Raw genomic sequence first — 22,234 nt, 5'->3', positions numbered from 1 at the left:
GTACAGCCGCTCAGGGCGCGCCGCTAACTTAAAACTTGCAACAGACCGCCCGCCAGGGCACAGGCCAGGATCACCGGGATTACCCCGACCTTGAAGCGAAATAGCGCCAGCAATGTCGCTGCACAGAGGGCCATGGCAACAAGATCCGGCTCACCCCGCCAGCCCTGTGGCCAGACGGTATGCAGGCCAAAAAAGAGCGCCAGGTTGAGGATCACCCCGACCACCGCAGCGCCAATGCCCGCCAGTGGCGCGGCCAAGGCCAGCTGGCGCTGGCCGGATTCGACCAGCGGTCCGCCGATGAGGATGAACAGGAAGGACGGCAGAAAGGTGAACCAGGTGACCACGCACGCAGCCAGCGCGCCGGCCCAGAAAGGGCTGCCGCCAGCCAGGGTGGGTTGAGCGTGACCGCCGACGAAGCCCACAAACGCAACCACCATGATCAACGGTCCGGGCGTGGTCTCGCCCAGCGCCAGGCCATCCATCATCTGCCCGGCGGAGAGCCAGCCATAGTGGCCGACCGCACCCTGGAATACGTAGGGCAGCACGGCGTAGGCACCACCAAAGGTCAGCAGCGCCGCCTTGCTGAAGAACCAGCCCATCTGCGGCAGTGTGCCTTGCCAGCCTTCACGCAGGCAGAGCAGGGCCATGGGCAGTGCCCACAACAGGGCGCCCAGCAGCAACAGGACCGCGGTGCGTCGTGGCCTGTAGCGGGTATGTACGGGTGGTGGGCTGTCGTCGTCCAACCAGGCTTTGGGGTGAGGCGCATCGGGTTTGGTGGCGCTCGGCGGTACGCTGAAGGTGCCGGGCCGCCAGCGCTCGGCCAGATAGCCCGCTGCTGCCGCCAGTAGCACGATCAAGGGGAAGGGCAGCTGCCAGGCGGCAATAGCGACAAAGGCGAGGCCGGCCAGCCACCATTGCATGGGTCGGCGCAATACCCGGCCGCCTATGCGCCAGCCGGCGTGCAGCACGATGGCGGTTACCGCCGGCTTGATGCCATGGAATACGCCGGCTACCCAGGGCAACTGACCAAATTGCAGATAGGCCCAGGACAGACCGATCAAGAGCAGCAGCGAGGGCAACACGAACAGGCCACCGGCGATCAGCCCACCCCAGCTGCGGTGCATCAGCCAGCCTATGTAGGTTGCCAGCTGTTGTGCTTCAGGCCCCGGCAGCAGCATGCAATAGTTGAGGGCATGCAGAAAACGCCGTTCCGACAGCCAGCGGCGGCGTTCGACCAGCTCGCTGTGCATGATGGCGATCTGCCCGGCCGGGCCGCCAAAGCTGATCAGCCCGAGTTTGAGCCAGAAGCGCCAAGCCTCGGCAAGGCTGATGGGCGCGACAGGCGAGTTCAGGGACCGATCTGTTTCCAGGCTGGGCGGCATGATGATGTTGGGCCAGGTGATTTGCTATTGGTAGGCATGGAGCTTAACCGCAAGCCGTGACATGGCCGTGATTCGGACATAGGCGCTGCCCGATCACGTGGCAATTGCGACACGATGACCACGCCCACAGAGCGCAGGCGAGGGCTGCTTCCCAGGTCTGGCCAACTGCCGGTGCCGCGTGACTGACGACGAAAGAAAAACGCCCCAGGCGGGGCGTTTTTCTTGCGCGCAGCCGGTCGGCTCAGTAGCGCTTGAGCTTGGCCGTGACCTTGACGTAACCCAGCTCCAGTTCCAGCAGATAGTGGTCCTTGTTGACCTGCATGCTCAGTACGTCGGCCGAGCTACTGAACATGGAACGCACATAGGCTTTGAGGTCTTCCTTGCTGGCATGCGCCAGGCCGTTCTCGCGGCTTTGCAGGAATTTGTCGACATGGGTCAGTGCAGCCGCCAGTTCTTTGCGGGCGTCGTCGGCGGGGGCGATTTCAAAATCCAGGATCATGCGGGTATCGGCTTGCGAAAAGTGGCGAGACACCGTGGCCCAGGGGCCGCCGGTAAAACCGGTATTTTGCCAAGCTTGCCTGGCGCTGCCTATGGCCGGCGCACAGCGGCCCTCTCCGACCGACGTACGGCTGGGCGGTGCTACTGGTTCAGGCCGGCAACCAATGCCTTGAGCAGTTGTTCGCCCGCCTCATAGGCGGCCTCTTTGCTGGGGTAGCTGTTGTCCTCGTCGCGTACCGGCGGGATCAGCTGGGTGTCCTGCTTATAAAGGCTGACCTCGATCAGGTAACGGCCCTGATAGCCGGTCCTGCACGCGATCTCGCCCCGGAAAGGGCCGAGCTCTATGGTCTTGCCGAACTTGCTGCTGTCCATGACTACCCTCGCCCTCAGTTGTCGTCTCTGTGCAGTGATGACGCGGCGGCCACCGTTTTTCAGAGCCTAACTCATGCGTGCCGGCCTTGTCAGCCCTGGCGGATCTTGTTGATGCGCCAGCCGCCATGCACCTTGCGCAGAAAGAAGGTGGCGGTGTTGATGTTCCGGCTGCAGGGACCGCTGCTGGCTTCGACAAAGGCCGAGCTGGCGTCCATCAGCTCGACCTGGCTCAGCTCCAGCCTGAGCTCCGGCAGGTGGTTGGCCGGGTTGTAGTAGCACTGCTGCTTGTTGGCGGGCTTGGCCCCCTTGTTGCGTACCGGCAGAAAGGGCGGGTAGGTCTTGCGTACCGCCTGGAAGATGCTTTCGGCCTTGCTGGAGCGATAGGCCAGGTACAGGCCCTGCGGTGACTTCTGGAATTCGGCCTGGGTGGGCGGCGGGAACACCTGCAGCGTGACCGCGCGCAGGATGGCGATCTCGTCGTCCAGGGGCAGCCGGAGGGTGGGGGCTGGGTCTGCCGCCAGGGCAGACAGGCTGGCCAGCAGGCCAGCGGCGTAAACAAGGCGCCGCATGAGTCTCTCAAGAAGCCGGTATCGGCGCCTAGGCTAAACCAAAACGGCGATCTATGGGGCGCGCTGCATGCCGCTATGCAACAAGCCGAGGCAGGAACTGGCACATCCGTACCAGAGGGCTTGCCGTCTGCGGTGCAAGGTTTATGCTTCGAGCATGTCTGATCTCAGCCCGCTCACCGATGAACTGGTGGCTTTTCTCGAAGGAGGCCGTTCCCTGACCGTGGCGTCCCGCGATGCGGCCTTGCGCCCTACCTTGGCCAAGGCGGTGGCGGCTTGCGTGGCGGCCGACAGGAGCAGCATCACGGTGCTGCTGCCACGCAGCCAGTCCTTGCAGCTCTTGCGGGATGTGGCGGCCAGCGGCCAGATCGCGGCAGTATTCTCCCAACCCGGCAGCCACCGTACGGTACAGCTCAAGGGCAACGATGCACGCGAGGTCGCTGCCAGTGTCGAGGATAGGTTGCAGCTTGAGCGCCAGCGCGGCCAACTGGTGGAGGAACTGACCGCCTTCGGCTACCCGGTGGCCATGCTGGAGGCCTTTCTCGACTGCCGAGCGGATGATCTGGCGGCCATACGCTTTACGCCACAGGCGGCCTACAACCAGACACCCGGCCCCAAGGCCGGCACCAGGCTGGGTGAAGCATGAGGCTGGAGCAGCTACGCAACTGCTTTGAGGGCGGGGCGCCCTCCATGCTGGCCACTTGTGCGCAGGACGGCACACCCAATGTAACCTATGTCTCGCAAGTCCATTTTGTCGATTGCCGGCATGTGGCGCTGTCCTTCCAATTCTTCAGCAAGACCCGCGAGAACATCCTGGCTCACCCCCATGCCAGCCTGCTGGTACTGGACCCGGCCACCGCCGCCCGTTACCGCCTGACCCTGGTCTATGTACGGACCGAGTCCGATGGCCCACTGTTCCAGTCCATGAAGGCCAAGCTCGCGAGCATTGCCTCGCATACCGGCATGGCCGGCGTGTTCCGTTTGCTGGGAGCTGACGTGTACGAGGTCAGCCAGATCGAGAACGTGCCCGGTACCGTATTGCCCCCTCCCGAGATTAGCTACAACCGCCTGAGTGCCGTGCGCCTGCTGGCGCAAAGGCTCTCGACTGTGGACGATCTGGCTGTGGCCTTTGATCTGGTGCTGGCGGGCCTCTCTGAGTTGCTGGATATACAGCACGCGCTGGTGCTGTGCGTGGATGAGTCGGGCTTCTGGCTTTATACCGTGGCCAGCCTTGGCTATACGGAATCCGGCCTCGGTTCCGAGGTGGCCATAGGCGATGGCGTGGTTGGCATTGCCGCCCAATACCGCACCCCTATCCGGCTGGGTTGGCCGGCCGCTGAGTATGCCTACGGCCGCGCGGTGCGTGCCGAGGCGGTACGGGATGGGATGGTGGCACTCAATACCGAGATCCCCTTTCCTGCCAGTGACACGCCGCACAGCCAGTTGGCGGTACCGATAGAGGCCGGTGGCTGGCTGGCCGGCGTGTTGTATGTGGAGAGCCCGTTCGAGCGCCGCTTCAGCTACGAGGATGAGGACGCGCTGGTGGCGGTGGCCCAGTTGTTGGGACAAACCATGCGCTGGCTGACCCGCCCCCCCGAGTTGCCCATGCCGCCCCTCCCCGCGGAGCAGCCTGTCCCGCTGGCCGGTAAGGCGGTGGCGGTGCGCTATTTTGCTACCACGCAGAGCGTATTCCTGGGCGAGGACTATCTGATCAAAGGGGTAGCGGGTGCGGTGCTGTGGCTCTTGCTGAGCGACTACCTGGCCGAGGGGCGGACCGAGTGGAGCAACCGTGCCCTCAGGCTTGATCCGCGGCTACGCCTGCCTGAACTCGACGACAACCTCGAGACTCGGCTGCTGCTCCTGCAGCGGCGCCTGGGTGAGCGTTGTGACTGGCTGGCGCTGCACAAGGTCGGGCGTGGCCGGCTGCGGCTGGCCATCGCCCGACCAATCCAGTTGCTGGACGTAGAAGCGGCCCAGTAGCAACAGGGTGGTGAACAGCGTCTTCATGCCCGGTGGCTGTAGATATTGATCACGAACAGGGCCACCGCACTGAGCGTCATCAGGCTGCCGACCACGATACCGGGCTCGGCCCCGGCGTGGCCCTGCATCAGCAGCAGAAGGGCGACCAGCATGGTTGGCATGCCGACGTTGTAGAGCCAGAAGTGGGTACGTGCGAGCTTGCTCTGCCCCGCCTTGGGAAAGAAGTGGTACATGACGGCGGTCAGGGTCAGCGACACCCAACCCAGGAGGTTGAGATGGGCATGTACCGAGCGCAGCGTGTGATCGTGGCTGGCACCCATATAGACGCCCAGCGAGACGGCGCAGATGAAATAGATGAGGGCGATGTAGGCCCAGGGTTTGGCATGTGCTTGCATGGTGTTCTGTCTGTCTGGATTTTCTGTCTGGAGAGGGGCCGGGCAGGGGCGGGCGGCGTTATGCCCGGCCGTTGTGACGGTCAGGCCGGCATGGCCTGCGGATGGATGGGCTGGGCTTCGCCGGCACGCCGGCTCAGCAAGGAGCGGGTGAGCTTGTCCATGTCCTGGCTGCGCAAAGTGCCTTGCAACATGCTCATCACCGCGTTGAAGGCGCCGGGCGGGGCGGCATCCAGCATGCCGCCCAGCAGCTCGGTACGTTGCTGGGCGTTGCTGTAGGGCACCATCCAGCGCAGTGTTTCCATCATCTGGGCCGGCGGGATGCTGCCGACCAGCTCGCCATGGATGCGGTGGATCTCGGCGTCGGAATAGGCCATCCACAGCAGACGGTTGTGCTCACGCTCCTCGAAGGCCATGTGCTCGAAGTTGTCGGCCACGAACAGCGCCAGCTCGCGGTACAGCCGCTCGCCGGTCTGGCGGCGCAGGCTGGGAGTGGCGCGTTCTACCACCTCGGCGAGGTCGTACAGTGTTTCCATGGCGCCCAGGTGGCGGCCGTGGTCGCTGTCAGCCAGGCGGCGGCCGCCGGGCTCGGCGGCGTCGATGGCCGGGTGCAGATAGGTGTCTTCGTGTTCGAGATGGCCGTGGCACATACCTAGCAACTGGCGCACTGCGGAGAGGGCGGCGTCGCGCTCGCTGGCATCGTCCCAGTCGGTACGACCGGCTTCCAGCAGCACATGGCTCATCTGGGCGCGCAGCGCCTTGTGGATCAAAGCGTAGATATCAAAACGTTGGTTCGGGTCTTGCATGGACTTGCTCCTGCGGTTGGCGTCCCGCCAGCCACATGCCGTGCGGAATCAGGAGCGGAGTCTAGGGAGGAGCGCGCCGAGGCTTGTCTAAATCGGGCTTAAGTTGACCCTAAGAATCTCCTAAGCGCCGCTTGGGGGTGAATAGGCGTTAGTTAGGATTGGGACGGTTGCGATGCGCCCGGGGGACCCGGGCGTTTGAGAGCAAAGCGGACTGTGGTGGCGGCGCTTCCTTGATCTAATCCACTCCCCCCGCCCTCGCCGCCGCGAGGGAGCCTCGCTGACGCTCGTTCGCTTATCGATGGACCAATGCGATGCGGACGCTGGGGGTATGTACTACCAGGACTTGCTCGGCCCGGATCAATTACAGGCCCCGCTTTTTTAAGAGTTGGGCTGCTTGGTAGAACGAGAGGGTGTTCCGGCTGAGGCTGGCTCGTCGGCGGTCGTGCTGCTAAGCATATCGGCTTCGTCGCCGAGGTCAGCTTCGATAAGGCGGTCGGCCTTGACGTCTTCCGGGTGGGGGACGAATACATTGGCCGTCCTGGCGGAGGCCGGCTGTTTGGGCTGTGACATGGTGTTGTCTTCCTTGTGGCGCCGACCTGGGCGATAGCCCGGTCGATCTGCGGCCAGTATAGGCCGCTATCTTGCTATGACTGCCGCCATGCGACGGAGTGCCCGCCACTTGTGGCGGCGGAAAGACAAAGCTCGCTGGTTGCCCGAAACGGTAGCGATCCGCCGAGTTGAGCTTATCGGGTGTCTTTCAACACGCTGACGAGCGTCAGCGAGGCTCCCTCGCGGCGGCGAGGGCGGGGGGAGTGGGCTCAATCACGGAAGAGGGCCATCCTTTTCAGCCTTCACAAACGACTAGCGCCCGGGTTTCCCGGGCGCCTGCGCTAACGTCATTGACTCACTGAAGCCCTTTCAAGCAAGCCCTCGGCGTCAGCGAGGTGGGCTCTATTTAGGGAGCTTCGCTGGTTCAGCCTTCACCAAAGGAAAGCGCCCGGGTCCCCCGGGCGCCAGCGCTGCACTCAGCTAAACCACTGAAGCCAAATTAACCCCCTAGAAGCGATAGTTGTACTGCATCCCGAGCAACCAGGAGCTGATGTCGTAACGACCGCGCAAGGTGGCGCAGCTGGAGGTATTGCCGGCCTGGTTGCAGATGGGCGAACCTGCAGCGTTGGTCTGGCCGCCGTTGTCGTACATATCGATCTGGCTCTTGGGCAGGTAGATATAGCTCAGGGCAAGGTCCAGTGAGCCTTGCTTGGTGACTTGCCAGTTCAGGCCGCCCGAGACCCAGTGGCGCTTGTTGTCCGGGATCGAGGGGGTACGGTTGCCGGAATCGACTGGGGATTCATCGATGGCAATGCCGCCCCGCAGCTTGAGGGTGTCGCTCCAGGGGTATTCAACGCCGACCGCATAGCGGGTGGTGTCTTCCCAGTGTTCCAGGGTCAAGGAGTCGGCCAGATTGTTGGCAAAGTCCACGCGCAGCTCCTGGAAGCGGGAGTGGCGGGTGCGGGTGATGTCGGCCATCAGGGCGACCTTGTCGAACTGCTTGAAGAAGGAGACCGAGAGCGATTCCGGCGTGGTGACCTTGAGGGTGGCCGGGCTGTCGGTGTAGGCCGCCAAGAGGTTGGCGCGTACCAGCGAGCCCGCGCCAGGGATGGCGGCGTTGAGCAGGTTGGCCAGGTTGTCGGCTGGGCGCTGCACGTCCCACTTGGCGTCGCCTTCCAGGGTGTGCTTGATCTTGGAGCGGTAGGCGAGGCCCACGCGGGTACGTTGGTCGATGTCGAACATCAGGCCGAGATTGTAGCCAAAGCCCCAGTCGTCCCCCTTCACGTCCACGCGGCCGGAGTAGGTGGGGTTGCCACTGACAGTCTTGATGATGCCGTTCAACTGGTTGACCACGGCAGCGCGGACGATGGCTTCCGGCACGCCAGGGATGGCATTGGCCTTGACCTGGGCTTCGACCAGCGAATTCATGGCGCCCGAGCCGAAGTCGGCACCCTTGGCGAGCTTGCCGTCGATGTACTGGGCGGTGATGCCGGCGCCGATGCGCAGCCGGTCGCTGACCTTGAGTGCGAAGGAGGGATTGATCGCCACCGTCTTCAGCTCGGTGCCGATGATGTTGTAGCGGCCCACCCAGTCGGCGTTGTAGTCGGTCTTGGAGCCGAAGGGCACGAAGATGCCGATGCCGGCGCTGAGGCTGTCGTTGTAGCGGTGGGTCAGGTAGGCATGCGGGACGACCGTGTTGTTGACGAAGTCGCCACCGTTGCTGCCGCCGGTGGGGCGGCCCCACAAGGTGACGCTGCCACGGTCTTCGAACTTGGTGCTGGGGATCACCAGGTCCAGCACGCCGGAGGCCTGCGTGCCTTCCAGATAGCTCATGCCTGCCGGGTTATAGAACAGCACCGAAGGGTCGGCTGCCTGGGCGGTACCGGCGTTGGCCGTGCCCTGGGTCGAGGCTGATTGCGACCCGAAGTGGTAGCCCGAGGCCAGCGCCGGTGTGGCGGCAAGTGCCTGGAGCACGGTCAGACAGATCACGGTACGGCGAAGGCGCATGGCAAGTCTCCTGATTTTTTATGTATGCGTTGGGGCATGTCGGGCCGGCCGACAGGTCGCTTCATCATAGCCCCGTCGGCTTCCAGGCCAAGCAACGGCTTGGTGGAGTGATGTGTAAATGTTGCACTAGCGTGCGGTAATAGAGCTTTTGCGCAAATATTCGCAACGCCGTCCCTAGCTCGGTGAAGGATTTCGCTATGCTGAATCGACGTGCGTCCTGGGCAAGCGCTTGCCTGGGCCAAGCACCACCAAGAAGACCACAAGGATCAGGAGACTTCCCCATGCCCGACACCTCGCGCCAGGCTCTGTCGCCGCGCCAATTGCTGCTGGGGCTGCCATTCGCGGCGGCCGCCCTGCTTTCGGCCTGCGGTGGCAGTGATAGCGACCCGACTCGCCCCAGTACGCCTACCCAGCCGACCTATTCGGCCGAAATCCGCTACACCTCCTACGGTGTGCCGCATATCAAGGCCGCCGACTTCAAGGGTGCGGGCTATGGCTATGGCTACGCTTTTGCGACCGACCATGTCTGCCTGTTCGCCGAGGAAGTGGTGACCATGCATGGTGAGCGCTCGCGCTACTTTGGTGATGTGGATGCCAAGGGTGTGCCCGTCACCTATCTGGGGCAGTTTGGCGACTTCACGCCCAACCTGGCGTCCGATTTCTTCTACAAGCTCTACCTGACCCCGGCCGTGGCTGATGCCATGAAGGCGGCTGCAAGCCAGGACGTGCGCGACATTGTCTCGGGCTTTACCGCCGGTTATAACCGTTACCTGCGGGAGGTGGGCGTCAACGGCCTGCCGGCCGATTGCAAGAACGCCGCCTGGGTCAAACCCATCACCGAAGCCGATGTTTACTATCGCTTCAACCAGGCTGCCATGGCCGGCAGCTCCATGCAGTTCATTCCCTCCATTGGTGGCGCCCAGCCGCCTGCAGCTGCCAGTGCCCAGGTGGCCATGCGCAAGGCCAATCTCGACAAGGTGGCGCTGCTCAAGTCGCCGCTGATCCAAGGTACTCGCTGGCTCAGCGAGCATGTGATCGGCTCCAACGGTTATGGCTTGGGCAAGGGTGTGACGCAGAGCGGTACCGGCATGGTGCTCGGCAATCCGCATTTCCCGTGGTGGGGCGCGCTACGTCTGCACCAGCTGCATATCACCGTGCCGGGCAAGTACGACGTCTATGGTGCCACTCTCTTGGGGGCGCCACTGCCGCTGATCGGTTTCAACAAGGATGTGGCCTGGACCCATACCTTCACCACCGACAATCGCTTCACTCTATTTGGCCTGCAGCTCGACCCGAGCGATCCGACCCGTTACATGATCGACGGCGTCAGCAAGCCCATGACCACCACCAAGCTGACGGTAGATGCCCTGCAGCCGGATGGCAGCATCGCCCAGCGTACCCGTACCATGTACGGTACCGACTTCGGTCCGGTGTTGGCCGACAATGCCAACTTCAAGTGGAGCAAGGCCAGCGCCTTTGCCATCCGCGACGCCAACTACACCAACTACAAGCTGTTCGACCAGGTGCTGCTGAACGGCCAGGCGAGCAGCGCCGAAGGGCTGCAGAAGGCGCTGGCCACCTATAGCGCCATGCCCTGGGTCAACACCATGGCGGCCGACAAGAATGGCAAGGCCATGTACGCCAACTACTCGGTGGCGGCTAATGTCAGCGATGCCCAGCTGGCGGCCTGCGTGAATAACCCGACCGCGCAGTTCCTGCTGGCGAGCCAGGGTCTGGTGCTGATGGATGGCACCAAGAGCAGCTGTAATTGGAATGGCGCCATCCCCAGCGCACAGCGCCCCTATGTGCTGCGGGACGACTACATCATGAATGCCAACGACAGCCACTGGCTGCCCAACGACCAGGTGCGCTTGGCGGGTTACCCCAAGATCATCGCCACCGGCCCGGTGGCCGAGGGTCTGCCACAAGGGGAACGTACCCGCGCCGGCATTGCGCAGATCCTGGATCGGGTGAAGGGGACCGATGGTCTGCCGGGTACCGGCTTTACCCTGGCGAACCTGCAGCAGGTCTATATGCGCGGTCGTTTCTTCAAGCCGGAGATGTGGCTGGATGAATTCCTGGCCGCAACCTGCGTGGGTGCTGCACCGACTGCCAACGACAGTACCGGCAAGGCCACCGACCTGACCCAGGCCTGCGCTGTGCTCAAGGGCTGGAAAAAGACCGAAAGCCCGGCTGACCCTGGCTCGCTGTTGTTCCGCAAGCTGTATGAGCTGTCGGGCGAGCTGAAGGATGCCAGCTACTGGCGGGTGCCGTTTGATCCGGTCAACCCGGTCTACACCCCGAGCGGCTTCAATACCGCCAACACCAAGGCGGCAACCAACTTTGCCGATGCGGTGCAGTGGTTTGCGACCAACAAGTTTGCGCTGGGCGAGATCAATGCCCGTAAGCAGGTGGTGGTGCGCAACGGCACGCCCATCCCTATCCCAGGCGGCCGCTACACCTTCAACAACTGGCGTGGCAACCTGACCAGCGGCGTGTATACCGACCCAGGCTACGGCAACAGCTATATGCAGTTCGTCACCTTCGATGCCAATGGCCCGGTAGCTGAAGGCATGCTGACCTACTCGCAGTCGTCTGCACTGGCCTCGTCGCACTACTCGGACCTGACCCAGCTCTACTCGGATATCTACTTCAAGGGCGCCAAGTGGATGAAGCTGCGCTACAGCGAAGCCGACATCACCAGTGATCCGGCCTACACCACCCGCAGCATCGCTGAATAAACGAAAACCAGTGTGTGCAAGCTAGGCCCCGCCAACCGGCGGGGCTTTTTTTATCTGTTTCAAGGGTTAGGGTGGCGGTCTATGCGGCCAGCAAAGCAGCCTCGCCGCGCATAGTGGGCGTGCAGATATTCGACCGTCGGGTCTGCCAGCAGGCGCTGGATCTGCCCTTCCGCCACCTCGCCCTCGCAGACCTCGGCGGCCACGATATGGTGGCGGGCGTCATAGGCGCGCAGCGACAAGAGGCGCCGGCGAAACTGCGTGGGTAGTTCGTCGATCCAGACGCCGCTCTCGTGGCTGTACTCGCGCACATAGATGGCGTGGCTGGCACGGTAAGGACCGGGTGCTGGCTGATGCAGATGATTCAGCAACAGCACGGTGCTGCCCGGCGGTGCATCCTGCAGCGTCACCCGGCAGGGGTAGGCGTCTGCGGCGTCGACGATGTGCCGCTCGACCTGCAAGTCGGCAAGCTCGGCCTCAGACAGACCATAGAGATGATTGAACAGGCTGGGGGCCAGGCCCCGGATGGCATAGTGCATGGTCACGCTCCTTGATGGAGCCACCACCTTATGGGCCTCGGACCCATGCCGCTATCCGCTTCTTGCGGTCCTACTGCCCCCTAGGCGGCTGCCGGCCAAAACGCCACAGCACCAAGAGCAGCCAGACTACGAGGCCGCCGACAAAGAGCAGCATGCCGATTTCAAAACGCCCCTCGGCCAGCCGCGGCGGGTGTAGGCGGTTGGCCTCGACGATCAGGGTATGCACATAACCCAGCAAGAGCAGCTGCCAGACCGCCAGCCAGCGCAGCCCGGTGGCGAGGAAAGCCAAAGTGGCCTCGTAGTGCGGCGGCGCGAGCCAGTAGTCCCGGTTAGGTAGCCTTATACGCTCGCCGCTGAGGCGTAGCAGGGCCGGCAGCAGCAGGCCGAACAGACCCGGTAAGGCAATGACCAGGGCCTGCATCAGGTGGATGTAGCTCACCTTCGCGGCATAGCCGTTGGCCAGCCCGCCGGCCACGAAGTGATCGGCTACCAGCTCGGGCAGGCTGGCCGCGCTACGGTCGATCTGCAGGCTGACGAGCAGGATCAGCCCCAGCAGGAACAGATTGGCGAGCCAGGCGCGCATAGCTAGTAAAGGCCGGGTAGGAAGCGTTGGGTACGCTCACAGTATGCGGCATAGACTTGGCCAAAGGCAGCATGCAACAGGGTTTCCTCAGACCGTGCCCGCAGGTCGCTGCCGATGACCATCAGGGCGAAGCCCAGCCAGCAGGCGGGCGTCGGCACCCAGATGGCGGTACCGAGCGCGACCAGGTTCAGGGCCATATAGATGGGGTGGCGGAACAGCCGGAACGGGCCTCCGGTAGCCAGTTGATGACCGGCGTCGAGCTGGGCGCGAAAGCGCCAGGAACGAAAGTGCAGCAGCGACCAGCAGGCCAGCATGCCTGCCAGGACGATCAGGGTGCCGCCGACCAAGCGCTGGCCGGGGAACCAATCGGGCACGGCATGACGGAAGAGGGCGTAGTGCATGCCACCATACATGGCAGCGAAGGCCAGCGTATGCACGCCGACCAAGTGGCGCGACCAGGGGGCGGTACGCTGGATCGTGTTGCCGGGCTCGCTTGGTGCTGGCGCGCTGAGCGCGACGTGGCGGCGGGTAGCTGCAAAAGCGATCCAGAGCGCGATATGCAGCAGGTTCAGAGTTTGATCAAGATCGAGCATAACGGTGTTCCTGGTCTGATGGTCGTTATACCGGGCCGTCGGGCCGGGGTACGGTTGCACGGTTCAGACTACGGCCCTGGCTTGCAGGCTGGGGTGGTCTTGCGATGAAACGACAGCCAGGTGACGCGAACCGTACCCGCCGTGCTTGAAAATACCGATTTAGGGACCTATCTCGTTTTCGAATTGTCCGGCCGCATTGGCGGAACATTGGGACCGCCCGCCGGTCAAGGTGCTGCCTGATAGGAGTAAAAACGATGATTCGATGGAGGTCTGGCCGCTTGGCGCTGCTTTGCCTTGTGGTCTTGTCGCTCTTTGCTTTGACGAGTTGGTCGCTACGGGCTGCAGAAAGCGAAAGAGTGGAGGCCAAGCCGAGGGCTGTAACCCCGCGGGGTGAGCTGGCTGCCGACGAGCGCAATAATATTGATGTCTTCAAACTGGCCTCAGCGTCGGTGGTGCACATTACAACCTTGCAGCGCGAAGGAGGCTTCTTCTCGCTCGATGTGCGGGAGGTGCCGAGCGGTTCCGGCACGGGCTTTGTTTGGGACAAGGATGGCGACATTGTCACCAACTACCATGTGATCCGCGACGGGGAAGCCGCGCGCGTCACTTTGGCGGACCAGAGTACTTACAAAGCCATCCTCGTCGGCGCCTTTCCTGACCGGGATCTGGCCGTGCTGCGCATCAAGGCGCCAGCCGAAAAACTTCGTCCCATTGTGCTAGGTCGCAGTGCCGATCTGCAGGTGGGGCAAAAGGTCTATGCCATCGGAAATCCCTTTGGCCTGGACCAGACATTGACCACCGGCATCGTCAGCGCCTTGGGTAGGGAGATTGAGTCGGTGACGCGCCGACCGATCCGTGGCGTGATCCAGACCGATGCCGCCATCAATCCTGGCAACTCCGGCGGCCCACTGCTTGATTCATCCGGTCGGTTGATTGGCGTGAACACCATGATCTATAGCCCGAGTGGAGCCAGTGCCGGCATCGGGTTTGCGATACCGGTCGACGAAGTCAATCGTGTGGTGCCGAGGTTGATTCGCGATGGTGGCTATTTGCGGCCATCCCTGGGCATCTCAGCGGCACCGCCTGAATTTAATCGGGCGCTTGGGCTGCCGCCAGGGGTTGCGGTTATTGGTGCGGTACGGGGCGGCCCTGCAAACAAAGCCGGCGTGCGACCATTCATGCGCGATGGCCTGGGCAATATAGTGCTGGGTGACGTGATCGTTGCCGTGAATGGCAAGACGATAGGCAGTTATGACCAGCTGCTTGAGGTACTTGAGAGCTTCAAGGTAGGGGAGGCCGTCAACCTCAGGGTATGGCGCAACCGCAGTTTCGTGTTGCTTAGCGCTACCCTGAAGGAAGAAATGTAGCCGTTATCGGCGCCCAGGCATTGACCAGATGGTTAGGGCCTATCTGTACGTAAGCTTGGCCATTGGGTCAGGATCTCGGCGCCGTCGTCGGTCACCGCGATCATATGCTCCCACTGGGCCGAGAGTGAGCCATCGGCGGTGATCACGGTCCAGCCGTCGGAGAGCTGGCGTACGGCATAGCCGCCGGCATTGATCATGGGCTCGATGGTGAAGGTCATGCCCTTCTTGAGCAGCAGGCCGGTGTTGGGCTGGCCGTAGTGCCGCACTTCCGGTGCCTCGTGGTAGACCTTACCAATGCCGTGACCGCAGTAGTCACGCACTACCGAGTAGCCTGCGGCTTCGGCAATGCGCTGGATGGCGTGGCCCACGTCGCCCAGCCGGGCACCAGGGCGAACTACGGCGATGCCGGCCAGCATGCATTCCAGGGTGGTATCGACCAGCCGCTTGGCTTCGGGGCTGGGCGTGCCGGCGTAGAACATGCGGCTGGTGTCGCCGTGCCAGCCGTCCTTGATCACGGTGACGTCGATATTGACGATGTCGCCGTCCTTGAGCACATCGCGCGGGTTGGGTATGCCGTGGCAGACCACGCCATTGATCGAGGTGCACAAGGTCTTGGGGAAGCCGTGGTAGCCCACATTGGCCGGTGTGGCCTTCTGCTGCTTGCGGATGTATTCGTTGCAGCGCGCATCCAGCTCCTCGGTGCTGATACCGGGCACAACGTGCTCGCTGATCATCTCCAGCACTTCGGCGGCCAGTCGGCCGGCGATGCGCATCTGGGCTATCTGCTTGTCATTCTTGATCGATACGGCCATGGTTACTCGCTTGCTAGGCACTCTGCTGTTGGCGGAGCGCAGAATTCTTGTACAGGCGACATTGTAAGGCCGACCGGGCCGACTTGCGCAGCTGCTAAGGACTCCGGGTCGCGATATAGGCCGTGGTGGCTTCCATATCGAGGCAGACCGTCTTGTCCTTGAAGAACTCGTAACCTAGAAAGCCCTGGATGCTGCCCATCTGGCTTTGCAGCACGTAGAACTTGCCGGGCCGATAGGGTTGGTCGGTGAGGATGAAGGTATCAAAGGCATAGCGTCGCTGCGGGTCGATGCGGCTGGCTGCCGCACCTTGAAGGGCAGTCTGGTTGATCACGTTCATATTGGCGCCGGTATCGAGCGCCAGTTTGAGCGGACCGAGTTCGGTCTCCGCAGTCAGGTAGAGCAGGTCACCTTGCCGACCCAGGGGGAGCACCTTGCCCTGGCAGGCGGCCTCGAAGGCAGGTTTCTCGGTCGGTGGAAACAAGGTCATCCGCAACTGGGGATAGTCGATCTTGATCCGGTAGTGCTTGAAATAGCCCATGCCGATCAGACCGTCATAGCGGCTCTCGCGCGGGAATTCGGTGGCAGCCAGCTGGCCCAGCTCGCGGCCGGCCAGGGTGACCGGCAAGGGAGGGTAAAGGCGGTTGGGTAGGGCGTTGCCGGCGTGGTCGCTGAGCGTAGTGACGGCCTCGCCGGGCTGGATGCCGAGCTGCTGGATCAGGTGCGAGGTCAGCATCATCTCGCCATGGGCGCCCAGGTCCAGCATCAACCTGGCCTTGGTTGAGCCTACCTGGGCCTCGATCACCGGTTGTTGGTTCAGGAGGTAGAAGGGCAGTTCCTGGATGCCACCGGGTGCCATGTCGACAGCCGCCTGGGCCAGCGGAACGATCAGCAAGGAAGCAAAGGCGAGGCGAGTCAGACGCATGGCTGTCCTGGATGGGGCAGATGGTTGGGCAGACGACTTGCCTTCAGCTTAGCTCGGCCCGGCTGCCACGGCACCTGCGCCGTGGCAGGCTGTTGCGCCGAACCCGCCGGCTGCGGATAGCGTGCAACAGGCGCCAGGCAAGCGCCGCAAAAATATCGGAGCCATGGCGGCTTGACGAGCGGCGTGTGGCGTTGCGTCCCTAGAGCCGCAGCCAATCATCGCCGACGATGGTGTTGATTTCCTTACCGGCCGGCAGGTGGCCGGTGCGGTTGAAGTGATGCAGATCGAGCTTTTCCAGCCTCCGCCGCATACCCAGCCGGCGGTAGAAGATGCTGGTGGTCTGGCTCAGGCAGTAGCGCAGGCAATAGAGGTCGTCGGTAGCCGGCTCATAGCCGCGCAGAATGGCGGAGAAGTCGAACAGCAGCCGCGCCATCATCCAGCGGTCGCGCTCGGGTACCGGGCGGTTGGCCATAAAGGTCTGCAGCAGGTTCCAGCGCGAACGGTTGCGGGCCTCGGCCTGCAAGAGCAGCACGGCCAGGTCATCAGGTTGCGGGCGTGGCTTGTAGAACTGGCGCAGGCCTTGCCAGTCGCCATGGGTACGGTCGATCGAGAGTTCGATCTGGCGAGCATAGAGCGCCAGGCCGATCAGGAATTTGCGGGGGGCGGAGGCGTACGGCATGGCTATCGGTGAGGCGAAGCGGCGCAGTGTCGGCACGAGGGAAGACCCCTCTTGTTTATAGCCGGCACCGGACTGGGCACAAGGATGGGCGTGCCTGGATTGTCGCTGCAAGTGCGGCGGCTCGCCGCGCTTTTACATTTGCTGACAAAGCCGGCGGCGCATTCAGCGTCGGGTGGGTAACCGCCGGTAATAGATGTCCCACTCGGCTTCGTCGACTTGGACAAAGCCGTGCCGCTGGTAGAAGTGGTTGGCGGTGCTGCCGCGCAAGGCGCCTACCCGCAAGGGCAGGCCCAACCGGTCTGCTTCGGCAAATATCCGCTGCAATACCTCGCTGCCCAAGCTACGCCCCTGTTGCGCGGGATGCAGGTAGAGATGGTCCAGCAGCAGCCCGTCGCCTTCGGGTTTGACGGCATAGAAGCCGATGGTCCGATTATCCAGCAGGATATGGTGGGTACAGGCCGGGACAAAGCTTTGCCGAAAGCGTGCCCTGGCCCGCTCGGGGTCGTAGCGACCAAGGGCTTCCAGGCTGGGACGCATGGCGGCGATGCGCAAGGCCAGCAGGGCTTCGAAGTCGTCTTCGCAGGCAGGTAGATAGTGCAGGCGGGGCATACCGCGATGGTAGCAGCTCAGTGTGTCGATTCGAGCACGCGTATACGTGGTGCCTCGGTGGAGGCGATATTGATCACATGGTCCACGCAAAACAGCCCCCAGTGCTGCAAGGGGCCAGGGTAGTCGGTCGTGGCGAAGCTGGCGGCCGCCATGTAGTCCATATAGTGCGAGCGCTGGTAGCGTACCAACAGCCGCCCTTCGAAGCACTCGTAGCGGTCGGCAGAGACGTATTCCTCATTGAGCACGCTGTAGCCGATATAGCTGGGCCAGAGCAGTTCGAACACTTGCTGCGCGCCATCCTGGGCCGGCACTGCGTGGCCGGGCCGGTGTAACAGACCGGTATCGCCCGGTACGGTTGTGGTGACGACAAGCCGCAGGCGGTTCTCGCTCGGTTCGTTGAGTGAGATCAGTGCCAGGGCGGGGCAGCTACGCAGGCTGTCTAGGTGGGGTAGGGTGGGCATGGTTTGGGCTCACTACATGGCCCAGCTTAGTCAAGCCGTGCATTGGATGCCAACCTTGCCTGCCACCTGGAAAGTGTCGGGAAATTTTACAATCGATGGGAAATTGACTGCATGACATTTAAGTAATTGGTTATAGATCAACATGTTGTTTTTCTTGGCTTAGAGTTTGCTTATTCAATGATGTACTGGTCTTCAATCACCCCTTTCACCTGCAAGGTCGTCATGAAAAAAGCACTCTTTGCCGCCGTGTTATCGGGCCTCTTGGGCCTGGTTTCCCTGCCCGCGGCAGCCTCTTTCGTCAATTTCTACAATGTCTCGGGTTGGACTCAGAGCCTCGGTGGCGGCAGCATCTCGGTGAACGGTGCCCCCAACACCATCCGGCTCACCAGCAGTAACGATGGAGATGGCCCGGACTACACCGATATGACCATCAAGGCTATCGCTGCCGGTACCGTTTCCTTTAACTGGAGCTATGTCACCAGTGACCGTGACGGTCCGAGCTACGATCCCTTTGGTTGGCTGCTCAACACCGTGTTCAGTCAGCTCAGCAGTGATGCTGGCGCGCGTAACCAGAGCGGTAAGGTGTCGTTCAATGTCAAGGCCGGCGATGTTTTCGGCTTCCGCATCTTCGCCACCGACTCCTCCTTCGGCAGCGCAACTGCGACCGTCAGCAACTTCGCTGCCCCGAACAAGGTGCCTGAGCCGGCCAGCCTGGCACTGATCGGTCTGGCACTCGCCGCTGCTGGCCTGGTGCGCCGTCGCCGCTAGATCACGCAAAGTTGCAATAGAAGCGGCAGCCCCAGGGGGCTGCCGTTTTTGTTTGTTCCTAGCTACGCAATTCACCCCGATTTTCTGCGACTTACCCCGCAATTCACCAAATCGGTCGCTTAGGTTTGGCGCCGGGTTGCCGGCCGTTGATAAGCTGCAGTCGTGATGTCGGGCTATCTTGGCCTGGCGCAAGGCAAAAGAGATAAGCGTTATGTTCAAGGCGCTCGGCAATCTGCTCTACAAACTGCCCTGGTGGGCCTTCTTCCTGATCAGCGGCTTATTGCTGGCCTTGCTGGTGATCTTCGCTGTGCCACGGCACGTGATCAGCCTGTCCTCTGCCGGTAACACGCCTGCCGAGAGCCGGGCGATCAAGGGTGAGGTGCACATGGCCATCAAGGATGGCGCGCTGGACTTTGCCCAGGATGTGGTCCGCGCCATGCAGGAGCGCACTCAGGACCCAGACCGGCAGCGCGAGCTGGCGCAGGCCCAGGAAGAGATCAAGCGCGCCCGCAAGACCCTGGCTGAGGTACAGGATTCGGTCAGCGAGCAGGCGCAGAGTGTGCGCGAGAATACATTGGAAGCGCTGCGCGACAGCGCCGAGGAAGCGCTGCAGAGTGCCCAAGCCGATCTGGAGCGGCTGCAGCAGGACAAGGAGGAAGAAACCGAGAAGCTGAAGGAAGAGGCGCATCTGCCGGCCGATTCCCGTAGCGAGATCCTGGGACGGCTGGACAAGTCAATCGAGGCGGCGCGCAGCAAGGAGCGCAATGCGCGTGAGACGTTGGAGGCCATCGACCGCCTGGTGAAGCAATTGTCCCTCGCTGGCGAGGGCAAACCGCCAAAGATTGAACCGGTAGCACCGATTGCCCCCGTTGCGCCGGTCGCCCCTGTGGCACCCGTCGCACCTGCTGTGCCCGCGGTGGGCGACCATTTCACCTTGCCCCTGCCACAGCGCGAGATCATCCGCAGCCAGGTGGCTGACGATCTCTGGAAAGCCGGAGTAGGCTCGGCCCTGGTATTCGCCTTCCTGCTGGTCTTTGTGCTGCTCTTGATCGCCAAGTTCTACATTGGCCGCTCACGCCGGGCCTTGGCCTTTGCCGAGCAAAAGAAGAAGGAGGCCGAGATCAGCGACGTGCGCCGGCAGGTGACTGAGGCGCGGCTACAGGCCTTGCAGGCTCAGGTGGAACCGCACTTCCTCTACAACACGTTGGCCAATGTGCAGGCACTGACCGAGGTGGACCCGCCCAGCGCCTACCAGATGGTCGGGCATCTGATCCAGTATCTGCGGGCAGCCTTGCCCAAGATGCGGGAGACGACCTCCACCGTGGGTCAGGAGATTGACCTCGTCAGTGCCTATCTGAATATCCTCAAGATGCGCATGGGCGAGCGGCTGGATTTCACCATCGACCTGCCTGATGCCCTGCGTGCCTGCCCCATGCCACCCATGATGCTGCCCTCCCTGGTGGAGAATGCCATCAAGCATGGTCTGGAGCCGGTGCGCGAGGGTGGGCGTATCGACGTAACGGTGAGCCGTTGCAGCACGCCGCAGGGTGAGCGGCTGCGGTTGGTGGTGAGCGATACCGGCCGGGGGCTGACCGGCAGCACGCCGCAGATGGGTAGCGGGGTGGGGTTGGAAAACCTGCGCGAGCGCTTGCGGGCATTGTTCGGCGAGCAGGCGCACTTTACGCTGGAGGCTGGCGAGCCCCGCGGCGTGGTGGCGACGCTGGATCTACCGACTGACTGGCCGGCTCCGAGCGCCGGGGAAGGAAATACATAGCGATGGCGATCACCGCGATCATTGCCGAGGATGAACCGATACTGCGTGCCCAGCTCAAGGCCAAGCTCGCCAAGTTGTGGCCGGAACTGGAGATATTGGCCGATGTGGGCGATGGCGAAACAGCCTTGGAGGTGATCAGCGAGCTGCAACCGCAGCTGGCCTTTCTGGATATCCAGATGCCAGAGCTGACCGGCGTGGAAGTGGCGCGCAGCCTGGCCAGCAACCGTGAGCTGCGTTGCCATATCGTGTTTGTGACTGCTTTTGACCAGTACGCTGTGGAGGCCTTCGAGAACGGCGCGCTCGACTACCTGCTCAAGCCCTATAGCGATGACCGCCTGGCCGCGGCGGTGGGCCGACTGAAGGAGCGCCTGGGCCAGCCTTCGGCGCCGCCGCAGCAACTCGATGCGCTGCTGGCCCAACTGGCGGCCAAGCTCAAGCCTGAAAGCAGCCGTCTCAAATGGATCAAGGCCAGCGCCGGCAATCATCTGCGGCTGATTCCTATCTCTGACGTGCTGTTCTTCCAGGCCGGCGACAAGTACACCCTGGTGGCCACCAACGAGTTCGACGCGCTGATCCGTACCCCGCTCAAGGAACTAGTCGACGGCTTGGACCCGGACGAATTCTGGCAGGTGCACCGCTCGACCATTGTGCGGGCGATCAGCATAGAGACGGTGAGCCGCGACCTACGCGGGCAGGTGACGCTCAAGGTCAAGGGGCGCAAGGAAACACTGGTGGTCAGCCGGCCTTTTGCCCATCTTTTCAAGCACATGTAGAGCCGTAGCCTTCTTCGGTTCTCGCTCTTTCAGTTGCCGCGCTTGGGTATGATCGGCTATTATTGGCTGGTAAATAAGCCAGAAATAGCCGGAGGTCGCCATGACCGCAGTCCTCAAGCGTCGTGCCCCTGCTGCGCGCCAGAGCGCCAAGCCGCTGTTGGTGCAGCCTGCCGCCGTCACGGCTTTTGCCAATACCCCGCTGTCTTTTGTCAACGAAGGCGCGGCCTCACAGATAGCGCATATACGGCGCGGCATCTCGCCCGCGGCGGTGACGGTACTCGCCGACCATCTGGACATGAGCCGTGATGCCCTGGTCAAGGCCGTGGGCCTGGCCAGCAGTACGGTCAAGGCACGCCGTACTGCCGACAAGCCGCTCAGCACGGTGGAGACGGAGCGCCTGGCACGGGTAGCCCGGGTGGTGATACGTGCGGCGCAGGTCTTCGAGGACAACGCTGCGGCACTGGCCTGGGTCAAGCGGCCCAATCGTAGCCTGGGCGGCGAGATGCCCTTGGCCCTGCTTGATACCGATGCCGGCATAGAACTGGTGCTGGACACGCTGGGGCGGATAGAGAACGGGATCACCGCGTGACGTCGGCCGTGCTGCTTTGGCGCATTGCCAAGGCGACGCCTGATTTTGCGGCGGATGATCTCTCCGGCGGCGGTGCCCGCAAGTTCGGTGGCCGCTGGAACCGCAAGGGCACGGCCATGGTATATGCCAGCCAGAGCATCGCTTTGGCTTGCCTCGAGACCCTGGCTCATATTGGTGATGGCATCGCCGCCCGCAATCGTTTCCTGGTCGAGATCAGCGTTCCGGCCCGCGTCTGGACTGAGCGGCGGGTACTGACGACCGACAAGCTGCCCCCAAGCTGGCTGGCTGAACCGCCAGCGGCAGATTCGATGGCGCTGGGCTCCGCCTGGGTGGAGGAAGGTGCAAGTGCCCTCTTGCAAGTGCCCTCGGTGCTGGTGCATGAGGAGGCCAATATCCTGATCAACCCGGCCCACCCGGATGCGCGCCATATCAGTGCCCGGGTGGTCAGACAGTTTATTTATGACCCCCGCTGGTA

At 62.8% G+C, this 22,234-nt stretch carries 25 protein-coding genes; 9 read left to right on the top strand and 16 right to left on the bottom strand.

The window, feature by feature from the left end; genetic code table 11:
• Positions 1 to 23: 23 nt before the first annotated feature.
• The 4 genes from chrA to VIM95_RS21745 all read right to left on the bottom strand — a co-directional run bounded on the left by chrA (position 24) and on the right by VIM95_RS21745 (position 2,821).
• Positions 24 to 1,382 carry a chromate efflux transporter gene (chrA, locus tag VIM95_RS21760; protein WP_331989943.1) on the bottom strand — a complete coding sequence of 453 codons (1,359 nt, stop codon included), beginning with the start codon at positions 1,380 to 1,382 and terminating at the stop codon, positions 24 to 26.
• 241 nt (positions 1,383 to 1,623) lie between these two features.
• A complete protein-coding gene (locus tag VIM95_RS21755) occupies positions 1,624 to 1,881 on the bottom strand; it encodes a hypothetical protein (RefSeq protein WP_331989941.1) in 258 nt (85 codons plus the stop codon).
• 140 nt (positions 1,882 to 2,021) lie between these two features.
• Complete coding sequence (locus tag VIM95_RS21750; RefSeq protein ID WP_331989939.1) at positions 2,022 to 2,252, bottom strand: hypothetical protein; 231 nt, start codon at positions 2,250 to 2,252, stop codon at positions 2,022 to 2,024.
• An 89-nt stretch (positions 2,253 to 2,341) separates the two neighbouring features.
• On the bottom strand, positions 2,342 to 2,821 hold the full coding sequence (locus tag VIM95_RS21745) for a hypothetical protein (protein ID WP_331989937.1): 480 nt from the start codon (positions 2,819 to 2,821) through the stop codon (positions 2,342 to 2,344).
• Positions 2,822 to 2,975: 154 nt separating this feature from the next.
• Between VIM95_RS21745 and VIM95_RS21740 the strand changes: the two genes are divergently transcribed.
• Complete coding sequence (locus VIM95_RS21740) at positions 2,976 to 3,464, top strand: hypothetical protein (protein WP_331989935.1); 489 nt, start codon at positions 2,976 to 2,978, stop codon at positions 3,462 to 3,464.
• Positions 3,461 to 4,798: a pyridoxamine 5'-phosphate oxidase family protein gene (locus VIM95_RS21735; RefSeq protein ID WP_331989933.1), complete on the top strand. Its 1,338-nt coding sequence runs from the start codon at positions 3,461 to 3,463 to the stop codon at positions 4,796 to 4,798. Before VIM95_RS21740 ends, VIM95_RS21735 begins: the two co-directional genes overlap by 4 nt.
• A 23-nt stretch (positions 4,799 to 4,821) precedes the next feature.
• On the opposite strand, the gene VIM95_RS21730 is transcribed toward VIM95_RS21735, so the two are convergent.
• The 4 genes from VIM95_RS21730 to VIM95_RS21715 all read right to left on the bottom strand — a co-directional run bounded on the left by VIM95_RS21730 (position 4,822) and on the right by VIM95_RS21715 (position 8,552).
• On the bottom strand, positions 4,822 to 5,193 hold the full coding sequence (locus tag VIM95_RS21730) for a hypothetical protein (protein ID WP_331989931.1): 372 nt from the start codon (positions 5,191 to 5,193) through the stop codon (positions 4,822 to 4,824).
• 80 nt (positions 5,194 to 5,273) lie between these two features.
• Positions 5,274 to 5,996, bottom strand: coding sequence for a hemerythrin domain-containing protein (locus VIM95_RS21725; protein ID WP_331989929.1), 723 nt, complete (start codon positions 5,994 to 5,996; stop codon positions 5,274 to 5,276).
• A 378-nt stretch (positions 5,997 to 6,374) separates the two neighbouring features.
• Positions 6,375 to 6,566 (bottom strand): hypothetical protein, encoded by a 192-nt coding sequence (locus VIM95_RS21720; protein ID WP_331989927.1) that lies wholly within the window; start codon positions 6,564 to 6,566, stop codon positions 6,375 to 6,377.
• Between the two features lie 486 nt (positions 6,567 to 7,052).
• A complete protein-coding gene (locus VIM95_RS21715) occupies positions 7,053 to 8,552 on the bottom strand; it encodes an OmpP1/FadL family transporter (protein WP_331989925.1) in 1,500 nt (499 codons plus the stop codon).
• Positions 8,553 to 8,833: 281 nt separating this feature from the next.
• Between VIM95_RS21715 and VIM95_RS21710 the strand changes: the two genes are divergently transcribed.
• Entirely contained in the window at positions 8,834 to 11,293 is a 2,460-nt protein-coding gene (locus tag VIM95_RS21710; protein ID WP_331989923.1) for a penicillin acylase family protein, read from the top strand.
• A gap of 59 nt (positions 11,294 to 11,352) precedes the next feature.
• Here the strand turns inward: VIM95_RS21710 and VIM95_RS21705 are convergent, their stop codons facing one another.
• The 3 genes from VIM95_RS21705 to VIM95_RS21695 form a co-directional block, all read right to left on the bottom strand.
• Positions 11,353 to 11,829 (bottom strand): DUF1203 domain-containing protein, encoded by a 477-nt coding sequence (locus VIM95_RS21705; protein WP_331989921.1) that lies wholly within the window; start codon positions 11,827 to 11,829, stop codon positions 11,353 to 11,355.
• A gap of 70 nt (positions 11,830 to 11,899) precedes the next feature.
• Positions 11,900 to 12,412, bottom strand: coding sequence for a hypothetical protein (locus VIM95_RS21700; RefSeq protein ID WP_331989919.1), 513 nt, complete (start codon positions 12,410 to 12,412; stop codon positions 11,900 to 11,902).
• Positions 12,413 to 12,414: 2 nt separating this feature from the next.
• Entirely contained in the window at positions 12,415 to 13,005 is a 591-nt protein-coding gene (locus VIM95_RS21695; RefSeq protein ID WP_331989917.1) for an isoprenylcysteine carboxylmethyltransferase family protein, read from the bottom strand.
• 278 nt (positions 13,006 to 13,283) lie between these two features.
• Between VIM95_RS21695 and VIM95_RS21690 the strand changes: the two genes are divergently transcribed.
• Positions 13,284 to 14,372, top strand: a complete 1,089-nt coding sequence (locus VIM95_RS21690; RefSeq protein WP_331989914.1) for a S1C family serine protease — start codon at positions 13,284 to 13,286, stop codon at positions 14,370 to 14,372.
• 32 nt (positions 14,373 to 14,404) lie between these two features.
• On the opposite strand, the gene map is transcribed toward VIM95_RS21690, so the two are convergent.
• The 5 genes from map to VIM95_RS21665 all read right to left on the bottom strand — a co-directional run bounded on the left by map (position 14,405) and on the right by VIM95_RS21665 (position 17,855).
• The gene (gene map / locus VIM95_RS21685; RefSeq protein WP_331989912.1) at positions 14,405 to 15,184 is read right to left on the bottom strand and encodes a type I methionyl aminopeptidase; all 780 of its coding nucleotides are present in this window, start codon (positions 15,182 to 15,184) and stop codon (positions 14,405 to 14,407) included.
• 94 nt (positions 15,185 to 15,278) lie between these two features.
• Complete coding sequence (locus VIM95_RS21680; RefSeq protein WP_331989910.1) at positions 15,279 to 16,106, bottom strand: aspartyl protease family protein; 828 nt, start codon at positions 16,104 to 16,106, stop codon at positions 15,279 to 15,281.
• Between the two features lie 199 nt (positions 16,107 to 16,305).
• Entirely contained in the window at positions 16,306 to 16,785 is a 480-nt protein-coding gene (locus VIM95_RS21675; protein WP_331989908.1) for a hypothetical protein, read from the bottom strand.
• A 162-nt stretch (positions 16,786 to 16,947) separates the two neighbouring features.
• Entirely contained in the window at positions 16,948 to 17,394 is a 447-nt protein-coding gene (locus tag VIM95_RS21670) for a GNAT family N-acetyltransferase (protein WP_331989906.1), read from the bottom strand.
• A gap of 17 nt (positions 17,395 to 17,411) precedes the next feature.
• Positions 17,412 to 17,855, bottom strand: a complete 444-nt coding sequence (locus tag VIM95_RS21665; RefSeq protein WP_331989904.1) for a hypothetical protein — start codon at positions 17,853 to 17,855, stop codon at positions 17,412 to 17,414.
• Positions 17,856 to 18,077: 222 nt separating this feature from the next.
• On the opposite strand from VIM95_RS21665, the gene VIM95_RS21660 reads away from it, so the two are divergent.
• From VIM95_RS21660 to VIM95_RS21640, 5 genes are all read left to right on the top strand, one after another.
• The gene (locus VIM95_RS21660) at positions 18,078 to 18,623 is read left to right on the top strand and encodes a PEP-CTERM sorting domain-containing protein (protein ID WP_331989902.1); all 546 of its coding nucleotides are present in this window, start codon (positions 18,078 to 18,080) and stop codon (positions 18,621 to 18,623) included.
• 211 nt (positions 18,624 to 18,834) lie between these two features.
• A complete protein-coding gene (locus VIM95_RS21655) occupies positions 18,835 to 20,397 on the top strand; it encodes a sensor histidine kinase (RefSeq protein ID WP_331989900.1) in 1,563 nt (520 codons plus the stop codon).
• Positions 20,398 to 20,399: 2 nt separating this feature from the next.
• Positions 20,400 to 21,170: a LytTR family DNA-binding domain-containing protein gene (locus VIM95_RS21650; RefSeq protein WP_331989898.1), complete on the top strand. Its 771-nt coding sequence runs from the start codon at positions 20,400 to 20,402 to the stop codon at positions 21,168 to 21,170.
• A 100-nt stretch (positions 21,171 to 21,270) separates the two neighbouring features.
• Positions 21,271 to 21,759, top strand: a complete 489-nt coding sequence (gene parS, locus VIM95_RS21645) for a type II toxin-antitoxin system Xre/ParS family antitoxin (RefSeq protein ID WP_331989896.1) — start codon at positions 21,271 to 21,273, stop codon at positions 21,757 to 21,759.
• Positions 21,756 to 22,234: RES family NAD+ phosphorylase (locus VIM95_RS21640; protein ID WP_331989894.1), on the top strand; the 479-nt coding region annotated here is incomplete at its 3' end. The genes parS and VIM95_RS21640, both read left to right, overlap by 4 nt.

Origin of the sequence: Chitinimonas sp. (assembly GCF_036568685.1) — a bacterium.
Taxonomy (GTDB): domain Bacteria; phylum Pseudomonadota; class Gammaproteobacteria; order Burkholderiales; family Chitinimonadaceae; genus Chitinimonas.
Note: the sequence above shows the minus strand (reverse complement) of the source record. Positions and strands in the feature narration are given on the sequence as shown.